Annotated in this window: 17 protein-coding genes; 12 read left to right on the forward strand and 5 right to left on the reverse strand. The window is 46.6% G+C overall.

Translation table 11 applies throughout. The features are described from left to right. Nucleotides 1-206: 206 nt before the first annotated feature. The 5 genes from KUV50_RS19695 to KUV50_RS07465 form a co-directional block, all read right to left on the reverse strand. Entirely contained in the window at nt 207-404 is a 198-nt protein-coding gene (locus KUV50_RS19695) for a putative toxin-antitoxin system toxin component, PIN family (RefSeq protein ID WP_410000032.1), read from the reverse strand. After that, nucleotides 364-609, reverse strand: coding sequence for a hypothetical protein (locus KUV50_RS19700; RefSeq protein WP_410000033.1), 246 nt, complete (start codon nt 607-609; stop codon nt 364-366). The genes KUV50_RS19695 and KUV50_RS19700 overlap by 41 nt, the downstream gene beginning before the upstream one ends. Nucleotides 610-632: 23 nt before the next feature. Further along, nucleotides 633-854 (reverse strand): hypothetical protein, encoded by a 222-nt coding sequence (locus tag KUV50_RS07455; protein ID WP_222579497.1) that lies wholly within the window; start codon nt 852-854, stop codon nt 633-635. Nucleotides 855-906: 52 nt separating this feature from the next. Beyond that, nucleotides 907-1,470: a hypothetical protein gene (locus tag KUV50_RS07460; RefSeq protein WP_222579499.1), complete on the reverse strand. Its 564-nt coding sequence runs from the start codon at nt 1,468-1,470 to the stop codon at nt 907-909. Nucleotides 1,471-1,720: 250 nt separating this feature from the next. Then, nucleotides 1,721-4,654 (reverse strand): DNA polymerase III subunit alpha, encoded by a 2,934-nt coding sequence (locus KUV50_RS07465; protein WP_222579500.1) that lies wholly within the window; start codon nt 4,652-4,654, stop codon nt 1,721-1,723. A gap of 292 nt (nt 4,655-4,946) precedes the next feature. Between KUV50_RS07465 and KUV50_RS07470 the strand changes: the two genes are divergently transcribed. The 12 genes from KUV50_RS07470 to KUV50_RS07525 all read left to right on the forward strand — a co-directional run bounded on the left by KUV50_RS07470 (nt 4,947) and on the right by KUV50_RS07525 (nt 23,615). Further along, the gene (locus KUV50_RS07470; protein WP_222579501.1) at nt 4,947-11,039 is read left to right on the forward strand and encodes a right-handed parallel beta-helix repeat-containing protein; all 6,093 of its coding nucleotides are present in this window, start codon (nt 4,947-4,949) and stop codon (nt 11,037-11,039) included. Nucleotides 11,040-11,358: 319 nt separating this feature from the next. Next, nucleotides 11,359-12,303, forward strand: coding sequence for a metallophosphoesterase (locus KUV50_RS07475; protein ID WP_222579502.1), 945 nt, complete (start codon nt 11,359-11,361; stop codon nt 12,301-12,303). A gap of 41 nt (nt 12,304-12,344) precedes the next feature. Beyond that, entirely contained in the window at nt 12,345-12,893 is a 549-nt protein-coding gene (locus KUV50_RS07480) for a CPBP family intramembrane glutamic endopeptidase (RefSeq protein ID WP_222579503.1), read from the forward strand. Between the two features lie 322 nt (nt 12,894-13,215). Then, nucleotides 13,216-13,893: an ERCC4 domain-containing protein gene (locus KUV50_RS07485; protein ID WP_222579504.1), complete on the forward strand. Its 678-nt coding sequence runs from the start codon at nt 13,216-13,218 to the stop codon at nt 13,891-13,893. 640 nt (nt 13,894-14,533) lie between these two features. Continuing rightward, complete coding sequence (locus KUV50_RS07490; protein WP_222579505.1) at nt 14,534-15,460, forward strand: helix-turn-helix domain-containing protein; 927 nt, start codon at nt 14,534-14,536, stop codon at nt 15,458-15,460. Nucleotides 15,461-15,573: 113 nt separating this feature from the next. After that, complete coding sequence (locus tag KUV50_RS07495) at nt 15,574-16,953, forward strand: glycosyl hydrolase (protein WP_222579506.1); 1,380 nt, start codon at nt 15,574-15,576, stop codon at nt 16,951-16,953. A gap of 5 nt (nt 16,954-16,958) precedes the next feature. After that, entirely contained in the window at nt 16,959-17,780 is an 822-nt protein-coding gene (locus KUV50_RS07500; protein ID WP_222579507.1) for a sugar phosphate isomerase/epimerase family protein, read from the forward strand. 15 nt (nt 17,781-17,795) lie between these two features. Next, complete coding sequence (locus tag KUV50_RS07505; RefSeq protein ID WP_222579508.1) at nt 17,796-18,971, forward strand: Gfo/Idh/MocA family protein; 1,176 nt, start codon at nt 17,796-17,798, stop codon at nt 18,969-18,971. Continuing rightward, the gene (locus tag KUV50_RS07510; RefSeq protein WP_222579509.1) at nt 18,968-19,738 is read left to right on the forward strand and encodes a 3-ketoacyl-ACP reductase; all 771 of its coding nucleotides are present in this window, start codon (nt 18,968-18,970) and stop codon (nt 19,736-19,738) included. The genes KUV50_RS07505 and KUV50_RS07510 overlap by 4 nt, the downstream gene beginning before the upstream one ends. Nucleotides 19,739-19,919: 181 nt before the next feature. After that, a complete protein-coding gene (locus KUV50_RS07515) occupies nt 19,920-21,194 on the forward strand; it encodes an MFS transporter (RefSeq protein ID WP_261395045.1) in 1,275 nt (424 codons plus the stop codon). Nucleotides 21,195-21,297: 103 nt separating this feature from the next. Then, nucleotides 21,298-21,969, forward strand: a complete 672-nt coding sequence (locus tag KUV50_RS07520; RefSeq protein ID WP_315899949.1) for an erythromycin esterase family protein — start codon at nt 21,298-21,300, stop codon at nt 21,967-21,969. A 206-nt stretch (nt 21,970-22,175) separates the two neighbouring features. Beyond that, nucleotides 22,176-23,615, forward strand: a complete 1,440-nt coding sequence (locus KUV50_RS07525; RefSeq protein WP_410000034.1) for an NAD-dependent malic enzyme — start codon at nt 22,176-22,178, stop codon at nt 23,613-23,615. Nucleotides 23,616-23,755 lie beyond the last annotated feature (140 nt).

Below are 23,755 nucleotides of genomic sequence, written 5' to 3' on the forward strand. Positions count from 1 at the left end.
TTTTTAACCAACTGACTATCTTATTCCCGGATCGGGTGAAAGTCATAAAATGATTATTTAACTTTACTCATGAAATCAGAATCAATTTTGAGCGAATACACAAAATTTTAAACAAGCCCCAACTTAAATCTGCTTCGTAATTCCGCTTGAACTCCAATGCCATTTGGGGGTCCACTTGAACTCATAGCCGATAGATGAACGTCTTTTTAAGATTTTAGCAATAAATCCAACTCTTCCAAAAACTTATCTGCATTAATCACCTTTATTGGAGGGAATCTGATGGTACTTAAAATCCTAAAATCTTTGACATTGGAGACCAAATACTTTGCTCCGGAGGCAACTGCACAGTCAGCAAATTTGTTATCATCTGGATCTTTTGAGATTAAGTTCCATCGAAAGTATATTTGCGTTTTTTTCTACGTTTTTAAGCTTCACTAACAATTTGGCTACATTAACAGATATTTCTGAAGTTGTTTTCTGACCGATTATTTCTATATATTCTTGTAATATCTCATTACTTATGGTTAAAGTAAACTTTGATTTCAATAATCCATCAAATATCGGTCTGTACTTTGAAAATTTCGGGAGAGATATTAATAAGACATTCATATCTAATACTACTTTCACAATTCTTATTTATACTCCGTTCTCATATGTTCTTTTGACCATTCTTCTATCTTTTCTTCTCCCCAACCTTTTTCTTTAAATAATTCATCTACATCTGTAGTTGTCTTATCTGCAAAATATTCTACTAAAAGGCTTCTTATTTCTTTTACTTGCTCATCACTAACCTCAAAGCTAAAAACCTCGAGTAGCTCCATTTGCAAGCTACTTAGCTTTTTCCGAGAATTCATTTTCTATAATTTTAATTTATCGTAAGATTCAAAATAATTGTTTAAACACGGCCTAAAACCGGTACCCAATTCTCAGATGCAAATTCAAAGCAAATTCACCATTGTTTTTGGCAAACCCGGCTTGTTTTGCAAACTGATACCGGTATCCTGCACCTATTCCGGCCTCATAGGTAAAGTGTTTCCCCAGATGTCGCCGGATCCCCCAGGTAGGCATTATGGACAGGTCACTCATTACGCCCTTATCTTCATAATTTGAAATGGTGAACCAGTCCGGATGGTAGCTCATTTTCAATGAAAAAAAGTCGCCACTGTTCCCATCGATCGATTTCCCTTTTTGTGCTCTTTTCTGAAGATTGTAATACCATCGGGGTTCGAGCGTAAGCTCCGGAAACATTTGTATCCCCGTGTTGTCAAAATAGTCACTGCTCGATATACTGCTGCTAAATCCTACTTCACTTCGCAGCGCGATGGATGGAGATAGCCTGGTTTCGTTGTGCGCCCAAATTCCTATCGGTCCGGCCTGAATGCCGAAAGTGGAAGGAACCACACCTACATCTTGTGCGTAGGTGAGTATCGTCAGGGCACTCAAAATCAGTGTAAGTAGCAAAGCTTTCATATGATAGTATTTGTTGGTTGATTAATAGATCTGAACAACATACTTCTTCACAGTCCATACCGATGAACAGAAAGAATGCAGGCCATAATTTGTAAAATCCTGTCCACTCCAAAACGAATGAGCATTCTATACCGTTGCTTACGGTTTATATAAAATAATATACCAATAACAATAATTATGATTTTATTCTAAGGGATTGGGATGAAATAAAATAGCAAGTCAAGCCTGTTCGATTATTCCATACCGGTCCCTAATACCGCTTATCAGCCACAAACGGCACCTTCTCCATATGGGACACCTCCACGCTGGGAAACCCAAAATCCAGTACGATCCGTCCGCGAATCACGTACATTCCTTTCCCTTTGAACGGACACCGGGCGAGAGCTGGTGGAAAATGGACCGTATCAAAAAAGTGGCCCGCCCGGTCCAGCCAGGTTCCGAAGTTCATATGCTTTTTGTTGACCGTAGTCACATGTTTGCGGCACACGTAGTATCCCAGCATCGTCACCGATTGCCCTTCCCTTCGGTGCAGTTCCAGAGCCGGACATTCGTGAGCGGGGGCTTCAGCGACTAACTCAAACGGAGACGTGAGTGGAAACCCCAGAAGCTCAATTTCGTCAAAAGCCTGTTCGTGCGGAACCACCTCAAACCGGGGCAAGGTAAATTCATCGCGTTCCTCTTCAAATAAATCACCCACTCCACAGGCCGTCGTTCGGGCGGATCGGACTGTATTTTTCTCCCACATCAATTCATATTTGCTCATTCCCGTAAACCGGAAAGCACCCACCCGGATCAACAAGTCCAGTTGAATACGCGGGAGATGAACCCGTTGCAAAAAATCAACCAATCCCGTAAAAGCCCCGTTGTTTTCCCGCTCTTCGAGAATGGCCGTCGCTACTTTTCGTTCCAGTTCCCGAATATGAACAAATCCAATATAGATATCTTCCCCCGTGACATGGGTCAGATAACGACTGTGGTTGATGCAGGGTGATTCGATATTACCACCCGCCATCCGCGCCTCATGCACATAGAGCTCCGTGCTGTAGAATCCGCCAAAATTATTGATGACCGCCACCATAAATTCCAGTGGATAGTAGGTCTTCAGATACAGGCTCTGGAAAGATTCCACAGCAAAACTCGCGGAATGGGCCTTGCAAAAGGAATAGCCGCTAAAACTCTCTACCTGACGCCATACCTCCCGGGTCAGCGCCGGATCATGCCCCCGCTCCCGGGCATTCCGGAAAAACTTCGCCTGCAAATTGCGGAAGGTATCCGACGATTTTTTCTTTCCGGTCATAATCCGCCGCAGCACATCGGATTCATCGAGATCAAGCCCGGCAAAATGATGCACGATCTTCATCACATCTTCCTGATACACCATGACTCCATAGGTCTCCTTCAGATGAGTCTCATAAGTCTCGTGCAAGTAATTGAAGCTTTCCGGATGGTGTGCCCGATGGATGTATTCCCGCATCATGCCGCTCTTTGCCACACCGGGGCGGATGATGGAGCTCGCCGCCACCAGTCCCACATAATTGTCGCACTCCAGCTTGTGCAACAATCCCCGCATGGCCGGTGATTCGATGTAAAAGCAACCGATGCAATTCCCCGACCGGAGCCGCTCCTTCACCCGTTGATCCGATTTGATCCGGGCAATGTCGTGAACATTGACCGATTCGTGCTGGTTTTCCCGGATGTAGTCCACCGCATCCCGGATGTGACCCAGCCCGCGTTGGCTGAGAATATCGTATTTATGAAATCCCATGTCCTCAGCGGCATACATGTCAAACTGGACGATGGGAAACCCTTTGGGCATCATCTGCAATGCAGTGTGGTAATACAACGGACGTTCACTGATCACGATCCCTCCGGCATGGATCGACAGGTGATTGGGCAATCCCTCCAGTTTTTTTCCAAAATAAAAGATGTGCTTGCCATACGCATGGTGTTTGTCCGTACGCTGCGGTTCGTTGACCAGCACATCAATATCCGCCTTAGGCAACCCGAATACTTTTCCCAGTTCGCGGATGATCGAACGTCCTTTGAAGGTGCTGTAAGTCGCCAGCAAAGCAGTCCGCTCCCGGCCATACCGCTTGAAAACATAATCGGTGACGTCATCCCGTTCATTCCAGCTGAAATCAATGTCAAAATCGGGCGGTGAAGTCCGGTACGGATTGATGAATCGCTCAAAGTACAAATCGAGTTCCAACGGGTCCACATCGGTGATGTAAAGACAAAAAGCAACGATGGAATTGGCCCCGCTCCCCCGACCGATGTGGTAATACCCCACGCTCTGGGCATACCGCACAATATCCCAGGTAATGAGAAAATAAGTGGCAAAACCCAGTTGATCGATCACCTTCAGTTCTTTATTCACCCGCTCCCTGGCCCGTGGGTCCGACGCATACCGTCGTCTGCATCCCCGATACGCCAATTTGGTCAGAAGCGCCATATCTTCCTCCCCGTTTCCGGTGAAATACCGGCGGTTGTTTTCCGACCCCAGCCTCATTTCGAACCCACATTCTTTCAGGAGCGCTTCCGTGTTGTTGACAATCTGCGGATAAGGAGCGTACCGTCGCTTCAGTTCATCTACCGGAACCAGGTATTCGTGTTCATCGGCAATGGGGTAATCCCGGAGCTGCCCGATGACAATGTTCTCGTCGATGCAACGCAACAATTTGTGAAGACGATGGCCGTCTTCGCGGTCAAAAGTGACCGGAGCAAGCGCCACGACCCGGTCGAGGTGCTGTCGGATCGGCGATGAATATAAATTATTAACTTCCTCTGGTCGCACACCGTAGTATTCATGAGGCCGGAAGTCCCCGATGGGTTTGGGCAAAGCCGCATAGATCGCTACAGCATGTTCCCATTCCGGCGCAATCCGTGGAATCATCTTTCCCGCCGTCAAATGCGCAGACAGTAAAGTCGTCAGCTCCCGGAAACCTTCTTCATTCTGCGCCAGACCAATGTACCGGAGTTGGTTATCCTGACGAAACTCGATCCCCACCACCGGCGTGACCCGGGCTTCCCGGCATGCTTTGTAAAATTCAAAGACGCCCGACGTATTGTTGATGTCGGTTAACACGACCCGATCCAATCCACAATCCGTGGCCTGCTGCACCAGTTCCTGCGGCGACAAGGTGCCGTATCGTAAGCTGTAGTATGAGTGATTATTGAGATACATATGTCGCAATATACGACATTGATTTTATTTTTAGTCGTTTTTTTCGACATTGATTTTGTGAGAGCGCATCCATGAATTATGAAGGGCTACTCCTTTACCGAGAATTGAAGTCCTCACATCCTTGTTTAGGAACAACAAAGCTCCTTGAGCTATTCTAGGAACTGGACTTTCAGAATGACGATGCTCCCCTTCTTGACAAATAAATTTTTCCACTCGTCTACGTAGTACCACGTACATCAATGCGAATTTGACCTGATAACTTTACCGGGTAAAAACCTTAAAAAACATCACCATGAATGTTACACCCCTTATAATAGCCCAGTCTGCGCATAAAGTGTCAATCATTTTTTCCATAGCATTTTTGTTCGTGTTGATACTCACTGCAGGATCCGCCACAGCCCAAGCCACCTGGAACGTGACCAGCTCTGCCGATGCTGGCGCTAATACCCTCCGTGAAGCGATTGATGATTCCGCCGATGGGGACATCATCAACATCAATGTGTCTTCCGAAATTATGATTGAATCGGGGCTCTATGTATTTCTCAAGGATCTGACCATTCACGGAAACGGAGCCACGATCAATAGTGTCAATTCAAGTAATTATACGTTTTTCTTCGATATAAGCAACACCACCATCAATGATTTGACGATGAAAAATCTAAGCAAAAGTTGGCCCGTAATCACAGCCATCAATTCCGGACCGATCACGCTCAATAACTGCACTATAATAGATAATCCAACTTCTTCTGTCAAAGGGGGAGCTATACACAGCAACGTTCCAATAGTACTTAACAACTGCACCATTCAAAACAATACGGCCCAGGACGGAGGGGGCATCTACATGGATTTCAATGCCCTGACACTCCTCAATTCGATCATCTCCGGAAATACGGCTACCGGAAGTTTTGGAACCGGTGGCATTTCGTGTACGGGCCCTTTCAAGATGACCAATTCTGAAATCATCAACAACAACGCTCCTAGTGGGTGGACCGGCGGACTTCAGGTTTACAGTTCGGCCATTGTCGAAATTTCCGGTTCCAAAATCAATAACAATTCGGGAAATTCAGGAGCCGGTGGATGCTCGATTTTTGGTGCACTCGCCCTGACGAATTCTGAAATCGTAAATAATACCTGCAACGGAACAGGAGGCGGGATCCAGTTTATATCTTTTGGTGGAACTACACCTTCGATCATTATGAACTCTACGATCAGTCAAAACACTGCCAACCATTCAGGAGGAATAAGCTATGCCGGAACTTCATTAACCATTAATGATTCACATATCGATAACAACCATTCAACCCAGTTTAGTGGCGGGGGTCTGTTTATCAGCAGCGGGGAGCTAACCCTTAAAAATTCCACCGTAAATAATAATGAAGCGAAAAGCACAGGAGGAGGGATCTATTCCAATGTGGACTGTATCATTGACAACTCAAAAATGAATGGCAATACATCCAATGACAAAGGCGGCGGAATCTATATGTACGCTGGAAAGCTGGAACTTAAAAATCAATCTGAAGTCAATGACAATACAACTTCCATCGATGGTGGTGGTATCTACCTCAATAATAGTGCATCCACTCAACTGATCGCCAACAATAGCTCGATCAATAGTAACAAAACCATCCACTGGGGAGGCGGGGGCATCCACATCCGTCCTAATGGTCATACCAAAATCCTGACCAACTGCGAACTCAAAAACAATCGTGCCAACACACAGGGTGGTGCGATCTATAATCAGGGCGGGCTCCAACTGAACGGTGTGACCATGACAGGAAACAAAGCTCAATGGGGTGGCGGTCTCTACGTATGGTCCGGACAGGCAGAGATAAATAATTCATCCCTGGATATAAACGAAGCAAGCAGTGATGGGGGCGGTGTGTACTCCAGGAGCAAACTCATCATCGAAAATAATTCCACCATAAATGAGAATACAGCCGGCCAAACCGGTGGCGGACTGTGGATATCGCACACCGGCCAAACCTCGACCATATCAGGCAGTCAGGTCAACGGCAATGAAGCCCAGCGGGCAGCAGGAATTTTGATTGGAGATGGTGCACTAACCATTGACCAGGGGTCGCAGGTGAACAGCAACACGAATGTCAGCAATTTCGACGGAGCCGGCATTTATAACAGCAATGCCGCCCTGACCATTAAGAGTTCTTCCGTCAATGACAACACCACAGCGGCAAATGGTGCAGGTGTCTTTATAGCCCATGGTAGCCATGCTTCGTTGACCACGGACCAGGCGGATATTACCGGGAATACAGCCGGCAAAAACGGGGGTGGCGTGTATCTCAGCACCATCGGAAACATCCAGAATTCGACCATCACACAAAATACAGCCACAGGTCCCGGAGGAGGAATATATGTCCGTGAATTAGCCGGCGCAAAATTGAGCGTAACAGGGGGCAGTATCAGTGACAACACAGCCAGTTATGGCGGGGGCCTCATACTTTATCACAACAATAACGCCAACACCATTTCAAATTGTGATGTCAAAAACAATGAGGTGACTCAGCAAGGTGGGGGTGCATGGATCAAAGCCAACACTTCCATTACCGGATCAACTTTTGAGAGCAATTCGGCGGTCGCAGCGGGTGGTGGGATATTTATGGACTCCGGTACATCTACCGTGAAGTCTTCCACTCTTTCAATGAATTCAGCTGCCCAAGGAGCGGGTTTATATGTCCGTACCGGTGATCTCGAAATACAATCTACGAATATAGAATTTAATGAATCCTTAAATGCAGGTGGAGGAATCCATCAGAAGGAGGGCACATTATCCATTTCCGATCAGTCCTCCATCAGTAACAATGAATCCATCAATACAAGTGGTGGAGGGATTTATGTGGACAATGGAAAACTAACGCTCAATGATTCAGAGGTCAAAAACAATAAAGTGAAAAATGGAGGTGGCGGAATCTACCTGAATAGCAATCCGAACGTACAATTTTCCGCTGAAAACAGCTCTATTAGTGGTAATACTACCCAAGTCTATGGAGGTGGCGGACTTCTCATCAAAGCGAACAACCATAAAAAAATTATTCGCAATTGCATCATTCAAGAGAATACTGCCAAAGGTGAAGGTGGTGGTTTGGTCAATAATGGGGAATTGGAAATTCTGGATAACTCCATCATTAAAAACAACGAAAGCCAAACAGGCAATGGTGGAGGCTTATATAATACGGGCGCACTTATGTTTAACCATACAAAGGTATTAGAGAATCACGCCAGGAGAGGAGGTGGTTTATTTACAAAAACCGGAAATGCAACCATAGAAAGCAGTTCTGTGATTCAGGGGAATGAAGCCATTCATTTCGGTGGCGGAGTATTTTTTCATTCCGGTACGCATGTCATCAGGAACTCAGCAGTGCTGGACAACCAATCCAACAACAGCGGTGGGGGGATTTTTTTCAACGAAGGAAGTTTGACCATTGAAAGTGCAAAAGTAAATGACAATTCCTCAACGGGAAGCAAAGGTGGTGGAATACACAATGAAAAGGGCGCCCTGATCATCAAAAAATCGGAGATCAACGGGAATTCAGCGCTCACCTGGGGCGGAGGAATTTACAGCAGCTACCTCACAGGGGCTGTTTCCTTTTCCATTGATGGTTCTGAAGTGAACGGCAATTCGGCCAACAATGGTGGCGGGATCAGCGTGGATGTAATCAATAACTACACAATCTCCAATACAGAATTCAAAAACAATACCGCCCAAAATAACGGTGGAGCTATCAATATCATAGGTGGCACCGGCATGGTAGATATCAGTCAGGTCACAATTGTGAATAATCAGGCTACCCACGGTGGCGGGATCAGCAACACCAGCCTGGACTTGATGGTGCACAACTCGACCATCAACCACAATCAAAGCACCCACCACGGTGGTGGCATTTACAATGAAAATAATAATACAACCCTGACGAATTCGAAAATCAATGGGAATACATCCAATTCTAATGGCGGCGGGATATGGAATAACGGGACATTGGATATTTCGGACTCAGAAATCCGGGGCAATACGGCTCTATACTGGGGGGGAGGAATACTTACTTTCGGCACCGCCACCCTTGATAAGATGATCATAGAAGGAAATTCAGCGAACGATGGCGGCGGAATAGCCAATGTAGCCAGCATATCCATCGATTACTCCACCATCACAAACAATACCGCCACGAATGGCGGGGGGCTGCATAACCTGAGTTCCGGCGCTTACCAGGGGAATCTGACCCTCACAAATTCAATCGTATCTCTGAATCATGGAACCAGCGGTGCGGACATTCACAATACGGCGTCTATATCCGGAGATCACAACCTGCTGTCCGATTATACCGGCAGCGGATTGACTGCGAATGGTACTAATAATTTGACCGGTGATCCGCTCTTTGTTTCGGATTTCAATAATCTCAACCTCACAAAATGCTCTCCCGCTATCGATGCGGCGAGCAACGGAGATGATATGGGAGCTCTCCAATCGGGCTTGACAGCCATCGTCCCAGTCATCACCACAGCATCCATCACGGTAGCTCTGAATGATCAACACCCCAACCTGATCAGCATCGATCCCTCCATGGTGTCATACAACTTTATGGGTTGCACGGATATAACTATCTCCCTGGCGCCGGTGGACTTTGATTGTTCCCATGTGGGCCAATCTGTGACCACCACAGCTACGGTAACCTATTCCGGTGGACAATCTTTTCAGCAGCCCATATCGGTTATTGTATTAGATCAGGCAGCACCCCATTTTACTCCATTCCCACCTGATACAGTCTATGTAGCTGCCGGAGATCCTTTGCCGGCCCCTGATCCTGTGACCTACGCAGATAATTGTGGGGGAGTCGTGGCGTTGAATGTGAGTGATGGTTCATCTACTACCCTGAAATGCGGCGAAAAAATTTACCGAACCTATTCGATTACCGATGTCCACGGAAACGTTAGAGCTTTTGTTCAAACTATAATCATTGGTGATGGCATCGGACCAGAGATTACCGTATGGGATGAGGACCAGATGGATATCACCGGTTTGAATTCTCTCCCTGTTTACTCGGTACAGCACGACACCACGTACACTTCTTTCACCAGCGATGCCGTCCTGGCCCGGTATTGCGGACAATCGCAGTATATTCAGCGAACCTATACCGCTCTGGACGCCTGCCACAACGAATCGACAAAGACCCTGAATATTATGTTTTCTGATGAAGAAAAGCCTGTGCTGACCAAGGAAGCAGACTTTTTGCAAAACGTGGAGAATGGCGACACCATCGACTGGGTGGACTGCATTTACCCTGCCCCTTCCCGGAATGACATCTCCTGGTCCGACAACAGCGGCAAGGCGGTAGTGAAGACACACGTATATCCTCTTCCTCTGCCCGATACTGCGCCTTTCGGTCTATTCAAATTATTGAACTATGTCTATGAAGTGGAGGATGAATGTGGGAACTCAACCGAACTGAATTTCTACATGGGACTATATGATCTGCAGGGACCCATTTTCCAATACATTCCTCGAGATACGATCATTCAAGCCATCCCCGATCTCCCGCCGATCCCAAATCAAGTGATTATACTGGATGTCTGCAACTATGTGGTGTGGGATACCGTTGCGACCGCACCAATCATCGATCCTTGGACCGGGGACACCACCGCTTTTTCCCGAAAATGGATGGCCCGGGATGTGGTGGGGCATGAAACTTTTGAGGAGCAGATCATTTACATAAAATCAGACAAAATAGCCTACGGAGAGGTTACTGCCCGGATTGCGTATCACGATAAGTTGACTCCAAAACACTTTGATGGGGAAATCGGAGAAAATGGAATTGAAATTCACCTGTACCGACTAAATACGGATGGTGGGAAAAATGTTGTCACAGACAGCACCACCACGCAAAATTGGTTCGGACGCAATGGTTCTGGCTGGATGACAGGCATCCTGCCTGGCTCCTATCAGGTCAAGGTCGATGTACCGGAAGGATTTTACATCCGGCAGAACAGCCGGGTTGATTCGCTGGGTTGGTCGGACACTCTGACTTACAATGGTGAATTGATCGATTTGGGGTTGATCGTATTTACGCCTATTCTTGAACCCAAGGTCCAAAATGTGCAGCCCTTGCGATCCATGGCTCAAAATAAAATACCAGCCCAAAACCAGGAATGGATGGTTTATCCCAATCCCAGTCATGGACAGGTAAAAATAGAATATAGCAACAACGAACAATATGATTTTGATCTTTTTGACCGGACCGGGAAGCGGGTGCGATCGGGCAGGACAACCAATGGATCGATCATTTCCCTTGATGAACTGATTAATGGGGTTTACGTGCTGCAGCTCCGAAATGGTGACGAAATCATTGGTCATAAAAAATTGGTGCTAATGAGATAATTTGGTCTACCCATGTACCGTACCTGACGGCACGGGTAAATCTGCTGTATTCCTATGTGTCTACCCATGTACTGTACCTGACGGCACGGGTGAATCTGCTGATTCCCTGTATATCACCCACGTGCCGTACCTGGCGGCACGGATGGTTCTGAGCCATGCCCATCTTTTGGTAGCACCAGGCAGAAAAAAATGCCGCGGTGGGGCATGCCCTGCGTAAAAAATAGACATCGAATATCCATCGCATGTCCGGTACGCTACCTTTCCGTATATTGTGACTTCCAACTCATCCTTTTTTTTTGAGCATCATATAAACCTTCTTATGACCAATATATTCAAGATTTTCGTTGGCGTTATAACACTGCTGACCATATTCTCCTGTGGATCTTCCAAGCAAAACTTCAGCTTCTTTGCCATCGGCGATATGCCTTATAATGTGCCAGAAGATTATGAACGATTTGAGCACGTCATCACAGCCATTAACGAGCAAGATCCTGCATTTACGGTTCATGTTGGTGACATAAAAGGAGGAAGCAGTCCTTGTACCGATGCCGTATTTGAAAAACTGTATGACTATTTCCAGGAATTTAAGAACCCGGTCATCCTCACTCCCGGGGACAATGACTGGACCGATTGCCATCGAAAGGGAGCGGGTGAATATGATCCGGTGGAACGTTTGGAACAACTAAGATCTGTCTTTTACAAGGATCGGAAAAGCATGGGGCAAACCAAACTCGATTTGCACACCCAGGACACCTACCCGGGCTATGAGAAGTTCGTAGAGAATGCCCTTTGGGAACAAAAGAAAATCCTGTTTGCCACACTCCATGTGGTTGGGTCGAACAATAATTTCAACCCGGACAACCCGGCAGACAATACAGAATTCAACGAACGCAACACCGCCAACCTGTTTTGGCTGGAAGAAGTATTCCGACAGGCCAAAAACCGCAACAGCCAAGGTCTGGTACTATTCTTACATGCCGGCATGAACTACGCGGATTCAGACCAAAGCGGATTCAAGGACTTCACAAAAAAACTTCGACAGGAAGTTTTGAATTATGAAAACCCCGTACTATTAGTTTATGGGGATCACCATCGGTTCCTCATCGAGAAACCCCTGCGAAACGATGATGGCCGGGTTGTAAAAAACTTTACATCTCTGATGGTGTTCGGAAACCCGGACATGCATGCGGTTCAGATCTCTGTAAATAGAAAATATGACGCTCTGTTTGAGATTCGGCAACATTTTATAAAAGAAGCAGAATAAGAGGCGACAGCCCAACTTAGAACCGGAAACTTGGTTTCAACATGAAAACATCTACAAAACTGAGCCTACTTACGCTGTTGCTCTTTGGCGCAGGTGGCTATTTAGTCATCGAATACGCACAAGACCAAGACTTCCTAGAGGTATTGGAATCAGGACGGGGTATCAACACCCAGTTAATGACCGGATTAATCGCAGGTATGCTTGCTTCGGTGGTCGCTGTAGGATTGATCTCTCGTCGTTTTTTTAAGGAAGAGATGGAATGTTATAAAGGATTAATTGACCAGCTGAATCTGCGCTTTTTGGACATTATTTTTCTCTCACTTTGTGCAGGCATCGGCGAAGAACTCTTCTTTCGGGGTGGGATTCAGCCTTTCCTCGGAATATGGTGGACCTCCATCCTGTTTGTATTGCTCCACGGTTACCTCAACCCCAAAAACTGGCGGATCAGTATTTACGGAATGGTGATGGTAGGCATCATCGCAGGGTTTGGCTTTTTATTCAGGGATATTGGGCTAATTTCCGCCATGACCGCACATGCGGTCCTGGATATTGTCTTGCTAATCTATATTACCTCCTATGCCCCTGAATGATTCAGAGAATGGTTTTTCAACATTCTTTGACTTAGAAGAAGTCGCAATGTCTAAGCATGCATTACGACCTCTCTGAGGTCGATATTTTGAAAATAACCATTGCTAATATACTTCGACCTACGCTGCAGGTCTGCTTAGAATCTACATTTAAAGCGCTAACTACATACCCCAACTTGGCCGTGAATTTAATTGATCACATGAAGTAAGTTAAGACTAATTATTTGACACAGATCCAATCAACATTGTCGTTGATTTTCGAATTTCAATCCTTTAATTCTCCATTTACTGAAACCAATTAAAAAGGAATAAGGTTTTATTACAGATGAAGTTACCTCAAGAAATACCGGTCCTCGTCGATCATCGGGAAAGGAATTCCGTCCTACTACAGGCGTTGGAAGACCACCCTATATTTTGCCCGGAAACGGTGTATTTACCGGAGGGAGACTACCGGATCGGTGAAGAGATGTTGGTCGAGCGCAAGACCTGCGTTGATTTTGCGCTATCGATCATTCAGGGGCGGTTGTTCCGGCAGGCCATACGACTCAGTGCTGCCGTGAAGGACAGAAAGATAGAAGCGGCTGTGATTATCATCGAAGGTCAGGAAGATGAATTCCATAAAATTGACATAAACCGGGAAGCTGTTTTAGGGGCGATGGCCAGTCTCTCGCTGAAATTTCAATTACCGGTTTTCCGGACTTTAGCCCCGCTGGAATCCGTCAAAATGATGGATTACATTTATCATCAGATCGATATGGAAGTTGATCAGCACCATCGGACGTTTCCGGTTCGTTGGGGTAAGTTCAGCAAGGGAACCCGCAAGAGAAAGCAGATTTACATTTTACAGGGATTGCCGGGAATTGGTGCTGCGCGGGCTGCAGACCTTTTAGATCATTTTGGCAGCGTAGGTAGTGTTTTTGCAGCTTCCGATAAAGACCTTTGCGATGTGAAAGGAATCGGTAAAGGCATAGCGAAGGAGATCCGAAAGATCATTGAGCCATAGTCGTTGTATTTTGACTTAGAAGCGTCCAAAATAAGTAAGAAAGACGCGGTTGAGACTTCCATATAATCAGGTTATTAAAATACCAAACCCTTGTCAAAAAATAAGAGGGTCAGGTTGAACACGGAGTTCAAAGCACAACCATTCCCCTCCCCGAATGGCGCCTATCGGCTTATTCGGGGTTATTCACCTTCAACACCTCCGGCGTTGTTGGGTAGTCAATATGAGATCGAACACATTGAAACTTCACGATAATTGGAGATAGATCACCACTATTCAGAACCCCGGATGGGGTTCAATATTAAGCTTTAGGGTGAAAAAGATCAGGGTGTTTAATAGAGGATGAAATTGAAAATAATTCAACAATTTGGTAAAATAATGGGATCCTGAAAATAGGTTTGATTTCCAGAGCATCCTCTTAGTGTAATTTACTGGCTTTGAAAGGTTTTATTTATTTCTGAAATTTATTTTGGACGGGTGTGATTCTGACTATATAATTCTAATTCCGTCCGCTGATCTACAACAATGTGGATAGGCGATAGTTTGATTTGTCCCATATTTACCATCTCGGGTCCCCATTCTGCAGTTTTATTCTTAACTTAACGATCTGAAGCAAATAAGAATCCTTTAAGTGAATGATAGTATGTCCAGAAGAGAATCCAAGGTTCGTCAGATTCCGGTTCACGAATTGCAACAGCGCGATTTGGAAACCTTCGATTATAAACTTTACCACCTCAAGGGGCAATATTCCGAATCCCATGCACTTCCTTCCATGCCCGGAGATACGGCACGTCCGCACCGGCACAAATATCATGAAATATGCTTTTTTAAAACGGGCTCCGGCATTCATGAAATCGATTTTAAAAAGATCAAAATCCAGGCTTATAGCATTCATTTTGTCGTAGCAGGGCAAGTTCATTTATTGTCGGGCTCTCAAAACATGACAGGTCATGTATTGGCATTTTCACCCGGTTTTTTGTGGGATCACGCTCAGGATCACCTGTCCACTACCCAACGATACCCCTTCGTCAATCCGATCAATGACATACAGAGCCTCAATCTCACCAAAAAAGATTTTCATTCCATCACAAGTACGGTCGAAATGCTCGCCAGCGAAGGCCCCCTGTGGAAATCAAGATCCAGCAAAATTATTCAGCATTACATTCATATTCTATTGGAAAAATGCAACTACCTGATCGACCGGCAATTTGAAAACAACCCTGAGTTAAATCCTTTAAAAAACAATCTCATCTCCAAATATAAAAATCTCGTAGAAGCCAATTTTCGACGAAAACATCAAGTGAAGGAATATAGTCAACTGCTCAGCATCACACCCGGCCACCTCAACCGTCACTGTAAAAACCAAACCGGCATGACTGCTTCAGAAATCATCTTACAACGACTCATCCTGGAAGCCAAGCGTTGGTTGCTTTTCACAGACAAATCAAGCAAAAGAATCGCTTATGATCTCCATTTTGAAGATCCTTCGTACTTCAGTCGCTTTTTTAAGAACAAAACCGGCTATTCTCCCATGAAGTTTCGACAGCTATTGCGTGAAAAGTACCATTGATAACAGGAAATGTGCATTTTCCTCTACTCCATTTAGCTTAGTTTTGGCTCAGTACTTATTTAACACTTATTAAGTGACTTTTCTGTTCACATTGATGCTGTAAATAATTTTTTATGAAAATCAATCAAGACTTAACACTTCATGATTTAGTACCGAAAATTCGCAGACTTTGGGAATTGTCCGGCGAGAAAATCGACCACATTCACCAACACTACGATCACAGTCAGGGATCCCCCGTATTTACCGTCCAGGGAAAATATTCAACCCGGGGGTGGACCGAATGGACCCAGGGGTTTGAATTTGGTGCGGCGATATTACAACATGATATCACCGGTGAAAAACGATATTTGGAAATAGGCCGTCAGGCAACACTGGAAAAAATGGCGGACCACGTCGGTCATTTTGGGGTCCATGATCATGGATTCAACAATGTCAGCACCTATGGCAACCTCCTCCGACTAATGAAAGAAGGCAAAATAGCACAAAACGACTGGGAACAGAACTTTTATGAACTGGCCCTCAAACTTTCCGGTTCGGTGCAAGCCAAACGATGGACCAATATTCCCGATGGTGGCTACTTGTATTCCTTTAATGGACCCCATTCGCTCTTTGTCGATACCATCCGAACCATCCGATCGCTAGTCGTCAGCCACGAGCTGGAATTTTATATGATGGGCGAGAATGATCAAAAGACCAATTTACTCCATCGCGCCGTACTGCATGCTTTATCCACGGCCAAATATTCTGTCTTTTACGGGGAGGGGCGGGATACCTACGACGAATGGGGACGAACTGCACATGAAAGCGTTTTCAATGTAAATGATGGAAATTTCCGCTGTCCGGCGACCCAACAGGGCTATAGTGGCTTTACCACCTGGACCCGTGGACTGGCTTGGGCTATGGTGGGCTTCCCGGAACAATTGGAATATCTAAAAACGCTTGATCCGTCGGAGCTGGAATCACTTCCTGTCGAAGAAGACATTATTGAAGTCTACGAAAAAGCGGCCAGAGCCACTTGTGATTTCTTTATTGATAACACGCCAACCGACGGAATTCCATACTGGGATGCCGGAGCACCGGGCCTTGCCCACATGGGAGATTACTTATCTCGTGCATCGGACCCATACAATGATCATGAACCGGTAGACAGTTCTGCTGCAGCCATCGGAGCTCAGGGGTTGTTGCGACTGGGGAAATACCTCAATGATAAAAATGATGGAGACGGCACCAAATACTGGCAGGCAGGTCTCACCGTATTAAATCATTTGTTTGACGAGCCTTACCTGAGTACCGATCCGGAGCACCAGGGCTTGATCCTGCACTCGATCTATCACCGGCCCAACGGCTGGGATTATGTGCCGAAAGGGTCCAAAATTCCATACGGTGAGTCCAGCATGTGGGGCGATTACCACGCCCGGGAGGTTGCTTTGTTGGCCTATCGCATACTGAACGACGAACCGTATTATACTTTTTTTAGTGCTGTAAAGCCTTAAGATCAATGGATAAGAATCTCAACAAGCTCTGCGTTCACACCATCACCACAAAACCCTGGGAAATCGAAGAATCTTCAGAAGCCTTCTCGGCAGCCGGAGTGGGTGGGATTACGGTCTGGCGGCAGGCACTGGAAGGTCGAAACGCTGTTCACACCGGAGAACGACTGCGAAAAGACGGACTGGAAGTGGTTGCTTTGTGTCGCGGTGGATTTTTCCCGTCGTCTTCCGAGAAACAACGCCAACTGAATATCGAGGATAACCTACTCGCTTTGGAAGAAGCGGCAGCAATCGGTGCTCCACTCGTGGTTTTGGTCTGCGGCGCCGAACCCACTCAACCACTTGCCCAATCCAGGGATCAAATCCGGGCTGGCATCGAAACACTGCTCCCCCGGGCGGAAGACCTGAACGTAAAGCTCGCCATCGAACCTCTTCACCCGATGTATGCCGACACGCGATCAGCGATCAATACCATGGCTCAGGCCAATGACATGGCGGAAGCCATCGATTCTGCGCTGGTCGGCGTCGCTGTCGATGTTTACCACCTGTGGTGGGACCCCGATCTGGAAAAGGAACTCTATCGCTGTGGTAAGAACAACAATTTACTGGCTTTTCATATTTGTGACTGGAAATTTCCGGTGGAAGATATTCTCAATGACCGTGGACTCATGGGAGAGGGGTGCATCAACGTACCTGAAATCAGAAGTTGGGTCGAAAAAGCCGGATTTGATGGATTCAATGAGGTGGAGATTTTTTCAGATCGATATTGGTCGATGGATCAAAAAGACTTTTTAGACAAAATCATTCATGCATATCAGCATCATTCGTAAACTACTGCAACCACTATGAGCACAAAGAAAAAAACACATCGGATAGGTATCATCATGAATGGAGTGACCGGCCGCATGGGAACCAATCAACACCTGAAGCGATCTATAGTAGAGATCATAAAGCAAGGTGGTGTTCACCTGAGCCCTGAGGAAGTCATTCTGCCCGACCCCATTTTGGTCGGACGAAATGAAGCCAAGTTGAAAGCGCTTTGCGATGAATTTAACCTTGATAATTACTCCACGGACCTCGATCAGGTTCTGTCGGATGACCGGTATTCGGTATATTTTGATTCACAAACGACAGGGAGACGGGCCGATGCCGTAAAGAAAGCGGCAGCAGCGGGTAAGCACGTGTATTGTGAAAAGCCCATTGCCACGAGTGTCCAGTCTGCACTGGAATTGTATCAGTACTGTACGGAGCAGGGTGTAAAAAACGGGGTCGTTCAGGACAAACTCTTTCTTCCTGGCCTGCGGAAGGTCCAACGATTGATTGAAAATGGCTTTTTTGGCCAAATTTTATCGGTTCGGGGGGAATTCGGCTACTGGGTTTTTGAGGGGGACACCATTCCCGCTCAAAGACCCTCCTGGAATTATCGCAAGGAGGATGATGGCGGGATTATCGTAGATATGTTGTGCCATTGGCGCTATGTCCTGGATCGCATTTTTGGCAAAGTAAAATCGGTTTCCTGCCTGGGTGCCACACACATTCCGACAAGAGTGGATGAACAAGGTAAATCCTATCAGGCGACCGCAGACGATGCAGCTTACGCAACGTTTGAACTTGAAAACGATATTATTGCACAGTTTAATTCTTCCTGGACGGTTCGCGTTCGAAGAGACGACCTGCTGACCTTACAAATTGACGGCACCAAAGGTAGTGCCGTAGCGGGATTGCGAAACTGCAAGATTCAGCACTATGGAAACACCCCCAAGCCGGTATGGAATCCGGATATTCCGCAACCCATCGATTTCTATGAAGGTTGGGCAGAGGTTCCGGAACAGGAATTTTACGACAATGCGTTCAAAGTTCAGTGGGAAATGTTTCTGCGCCATGTGGTCAAGGATGAACCTTTTCCCTATGATCTGCTCGAAGGGGTAAAAGGCATTGAACTGGCTGAAAAAGGGATCGAAAGTTGGGAAAAACGATGCTGGGTGGATTTGGGCAATCTTGACAAACACCGAATCTCATGAAAAAAGTGGCACTTATTACCGGAGGAAGCCGTGGAATCGGGCTGGGAATAGCCGCCGCACTCGCTGAAGCGGGTTACCACCTCGTGATCAACGGTCGCCGGGACAAAGAAAAAGTGATGGATGTGATCGAATCTCTGGAGGAGAAAGGCGCAGAAGTATTGTATTGCCAGGCGGACATCGCTTCGCAGGATGATCGGTCGGGTATTATTGATGACATCAAAAGTCATTTTGGGCGGCTGGATGTGCTGGTCAACAACGCCGGCGTCGCGCCATTGGAGCGCAACGATCTCCTGGACGCAACCATGGAAAGCTACGACCGAGTCATGAAAATTAATTTACAGGGTCCGTACTTCCTGACACAGGCGGCAGCAAAGTGGATGATCGACCAAAAGGAGACGAATGAAAGTTTTAACGGATGCATCATTAATGTGGGCTCCGTATCAGCAACCATGGTCTCGGTAAACCGGGGGGAATATTGCCTCTCCAAAGCAGGCATGGCCATGATGACCCAACTGTTTGCCGTTCGTCTGGGCAGCCATGATATTCCAGTATATGAAATCCGACCGGGCGTTATTGCAACGGACATGACATCCGGGGTTAAAGAAAAATACGATCGTTTAATAGAAGAAGGTCTGATGGTTCAGCGACGATGGGGCCAACCTGAAGACAATGGAAAAGTGGTCGTGGCACTGGCGGAAGGATATTTCCCCTATTCCACCGGCCAAGTGATTAGGGTGGATGGCGGAATGACGATTCCGAGGTTGTAATGAGTTTTTATTGCTTAATTTTTAGTTTTTAATTGAAAAGCAGATCCTCCTACGCTATCTAATATAGCTTCGGCGGACAAGGAAAGCTGTAAGTGATACACCGAGCGAAGTCAAGGTGCTCAATATTCAACCCGGTAACGAAATAACTAATAACACAGTAACTCAATAACGAAACCACGAAATGAATACACAAAATTCCAACTCCGCCGAAGGCTACGCTCTTCCAGATCAGTCGGACCAGCGTTCGGTCATGATGCATCTTCTCCGCTTACCTGTGATCGTTGCATCATTGGGCTATTTGGTGGACATGTACGATCTATTCTTATTCACGATAGTGCGGGTAGATAGTTTAACCGACATTGGATATAGTGGGGATCAATTATTGGAATATGGGGTAGCTCTTCTTAACATCCAAATGGCCGGTCTCTTGGTAGGTGGGTTATTTTGGGGAATACTCGGCGATAAGAAAGGGCGTTTATCGGTCTTATTTGGGTCTATATTAATTTATTCGCTGGCCAATATTGCCAACGGATTTGTTCAGACGTTTGAGCAGTATGCTATTTTACGATTTATAGCGGGAATTGGCCTGGCAGGTGAGCTGGGTGCCGGTATTACCCTGGTCACCGAGATTCTTCCAAAAAAGATCCGGGGCTATGGAACAACGTTAGTGGCCACGATGGGCGTATTTGGGGCTATATTGGCTTTTGGGATTGCAGAGACTTTTGATTGGCGGGTGTCTTACTGGATTGGCGGCGTACTGGGATTATTACTTCTGGTCATGCGGGTCCGGGTCTTTGAGTCCGGGTTGTTCCTCAAGTCGGCCAGCGAAAAAGTAAAACGCGGAAATGTCCTGATATTGTTCAATAACAGGGAGCGGTTCCTGCGCTACCTGAAAAGCATCGTGATCGGATTCCCCATCTGGTTTGTCGTCGGAGTGCTGATCACGTTTTCACCCGAATTGGCCAAGGCGATCGGGGTTATCGAGCCCATCGAAGCCGGGATTGCCGTCTTGCTTTCATTTGGTGCACAAGCTGTGGGCAATGTAGTCAGTGGTGTAATGAGTCAATATGCGCAAAGCCGGCGAAAAATTATTGGGTTGTTTATTCTGTTGTCGTTCTTATTTACCGTATTGTATCTGCTCTTACCGATCACAAGTACCTATGGCTTTTATGCGTTGTGTATATTGCTGGGATTCAGCAATGGATACTGGACCCTCTTTATCACGGTGGCTGCCGAGTTGTTTGGCACCAATATCCGGGCCACCGTAGCGACCACGGTTCCCAACTTTGTTCGGGGAGCCGTAATTCCCATTACGACCTTATTTATGTTAATGAGGTCCGGTGTCGGTATTATTTATAGTGCGCTAATTGTCGGAGCCATCACCACCGCATTGGCGTTGTGGGCACTGCGCACGCTCCCGGAGACCTTTCACAAGGATCTGGATTACAATGAGTAAACATTCTTCTTCATTGGAAGATGGGCTCGTCAGATGAAAATCGGGCCCTTTTTCATCATGTAAAACACCACATTCAAAGTTTGCTGTTAATTTCAAAAGACGCATTCCCCTTTACAACGGGGATACTGAAGCCGCATTTAGCGCAGAACAAAATGCACTGGTTACGATGAATGCGGAAAGGTATTACCGCTCCGTGATGGAAGGAACTGGCAATTCATGGAACATTCGGGATCGCCATATGATGAGCACTCTGAACCGCCTGGCTGATTTCCACGGTAAGCGGTCCAAAGCGGTCATCTGGGCGCACAATACCCACATAGGCGATGCCAGAGCAACGGACATGGCCCAGCATGGTATGATCAATATAGGGCAACTGGCTCGCGAAAAATATAAGGATGATGCGGTGCTGGTGGGATTTGGCTCCTATGAAGGTACAGTTATTGCCGGCAGTCGTTGGGAAGGAGAAATGGAAGTCATGAACATGCCCTTGGCAAAAGGAGGCAGTTGGGAATCGGCGCTTCATACCAGGAGTCCCGAAAACAAATTATTGATTTTCGACAACAGATCCCGTAAACTTCTGAATTCACCTATTGGACACCGGGCCATCGGTGTGGTTTACGATTCCGGACGTGAAAACCAGGGAAACTATGTACCTACTGTCATACCGGACCGGTATGATGCTTTTCTGTACGTGGATCGTACCCAGGCGCTTCATCCTCTGCATTTATCTCCGGACGGCCACAAAATACCAGAGACATATCCTTTTGGTGTATAATTTGAGATAGATTCTCTTTCGCCTGGACTTTCACGATTTGTGAATAGCCTGGCCTTAGGAATAGCTCGATCCAATGGAATCACCACACTAGTGGTGGTACGATGCGATTTGCAAAAATAAATTTTGAGTTTGCCCGCCATACTTGTATCTTTCATCAAGTCGTTTGAGTGCCCAGACATATTTTCTGATTAAAACAACACACCATGATTGAAATTCAGCCCAGTGCAAGTTATAGCTTTACCATGCGATTGTACATTGAGAACAAACCGGGAATGCTGGCCAGAGTGCTTCAAGCCATAGGCCAGGAGAAAGGGGATGCCGGTGCCGTCGATGTGGTCAAAGTAGAGGGAAAATTCAAGGTGCGGGATGTTACCGTCAGTGCCCGGGATCAGGCTCATGCCAAAAACATCGTTGAAGCGGTCAAGAAAATCGATGGTATTAAAATCCGCTATGTTTCTGACCGGGTTTTTCTGCTCCACCTCGGTGGTAAAATTCGCATCGAGAACAAGGTGCCGGTGGACACGCGCGATGCATTATCTATGGCTTATACACCCGGTGTGGGTCGCGTATGTGAAGCCATCGCAAAAAACAAGGAAAAAGCCAGCACGTTGACCATCAAGCAGAACTCTGTCGCTGTGGTCAGTGATGGCACAGCAGTACTTGGGTTAGGAGACATCGGACCGGAAGCAGCGATGCCAGTGATGGAAGGGAAAGCCATGCTGTTCAAAGAATTTGCAGATATCGATGCGTACCCAATCTGTCTGGACACAAAAAAAACCGATGAAATCATCTCAGCGGTCAAATGGATGGCACCGGGTTTCGGCGCCGTCAATCTGGAAGACATATCATCTCCGCGCTGTTTTGAGATCGAACAACGGCTCAAAGAAGAACTGGACATTCCAATATTTCATGATGATCAACACGGCACTGCAGTGGTGACGCTTGCGGCCACCATCAATGCGTTGAAGGTCGTTAAGAAGAAAATGGAAGATCTGCGCATTGTCATAGTCGGTGCCGGAGCTGCCGGTGTCGCCATTGCCCGGATATTGCGTGGAGCTGGTGCTGAGGAAATCTTGGTCTGCGACAGCAAGGGGATCATCCAAAAGGACCGGGATGACATTACGGACGGCATAAAAAAATGGCTGGCCGAGAATACAAATGCCAGGAATGAATCTGGTGACCTTCATGATGCCATGAAAAATGCCGATCTGCTCATTGGAGTCAGTGGACCAGGGATTATCACCCGGAAGGATGTGGAAGCTATGGCCGATGACCCGATGGTCTTTGCATTGGCTAATCCGGTGCCCGAAATCCAGCCGGAAGAAATCAATGATCTTGCACGTATCATTGCTACTGGCCGCAGTGATTACCCCAATCAAATCAACAATGTTCTGGCCTTCCCGGGGATTTTTCGGGGCGCTTTGGATAGCCGGGCCACCGACATTAATGAAGCCATGAAACTTGCGGCTGCACACGCTATTGCGCAGTGCATCGATGAAGATGATCTCGGCACAGAGTATATCATCCCGAGCGTATTCAATAAAAAAGTAGTGCGCATGGTTGCCCGAGCCGTAAAAAAAGCGGCCTATGAAACAGGGGTAGCCGAACGAAAAAAAACGGCTTTTGGAGGGGAGATCGGAATGTAGCGCTCAGCTGTGATGAATTTCAGGAATAGCTCCTGGACGATCTGGAGGTGTTTATGAAGATGAGTTGAGCTTTCTCATTGAGGTCAAAACGAAGCGATTATTCGGATGGCTGGGTAGTTCCAGGTGCTGTGGTGAATTAT

Origin of the sequence: Membranihabitans marinus, from assembly GCF_019802045.1 — a bacterium.
Lineage (GTDB): Bacteria > Bacteroidota > Bacteroidia > Chitinophagales > Saprospiraceae > Membranihabitans > Membranihabitans marinus_A.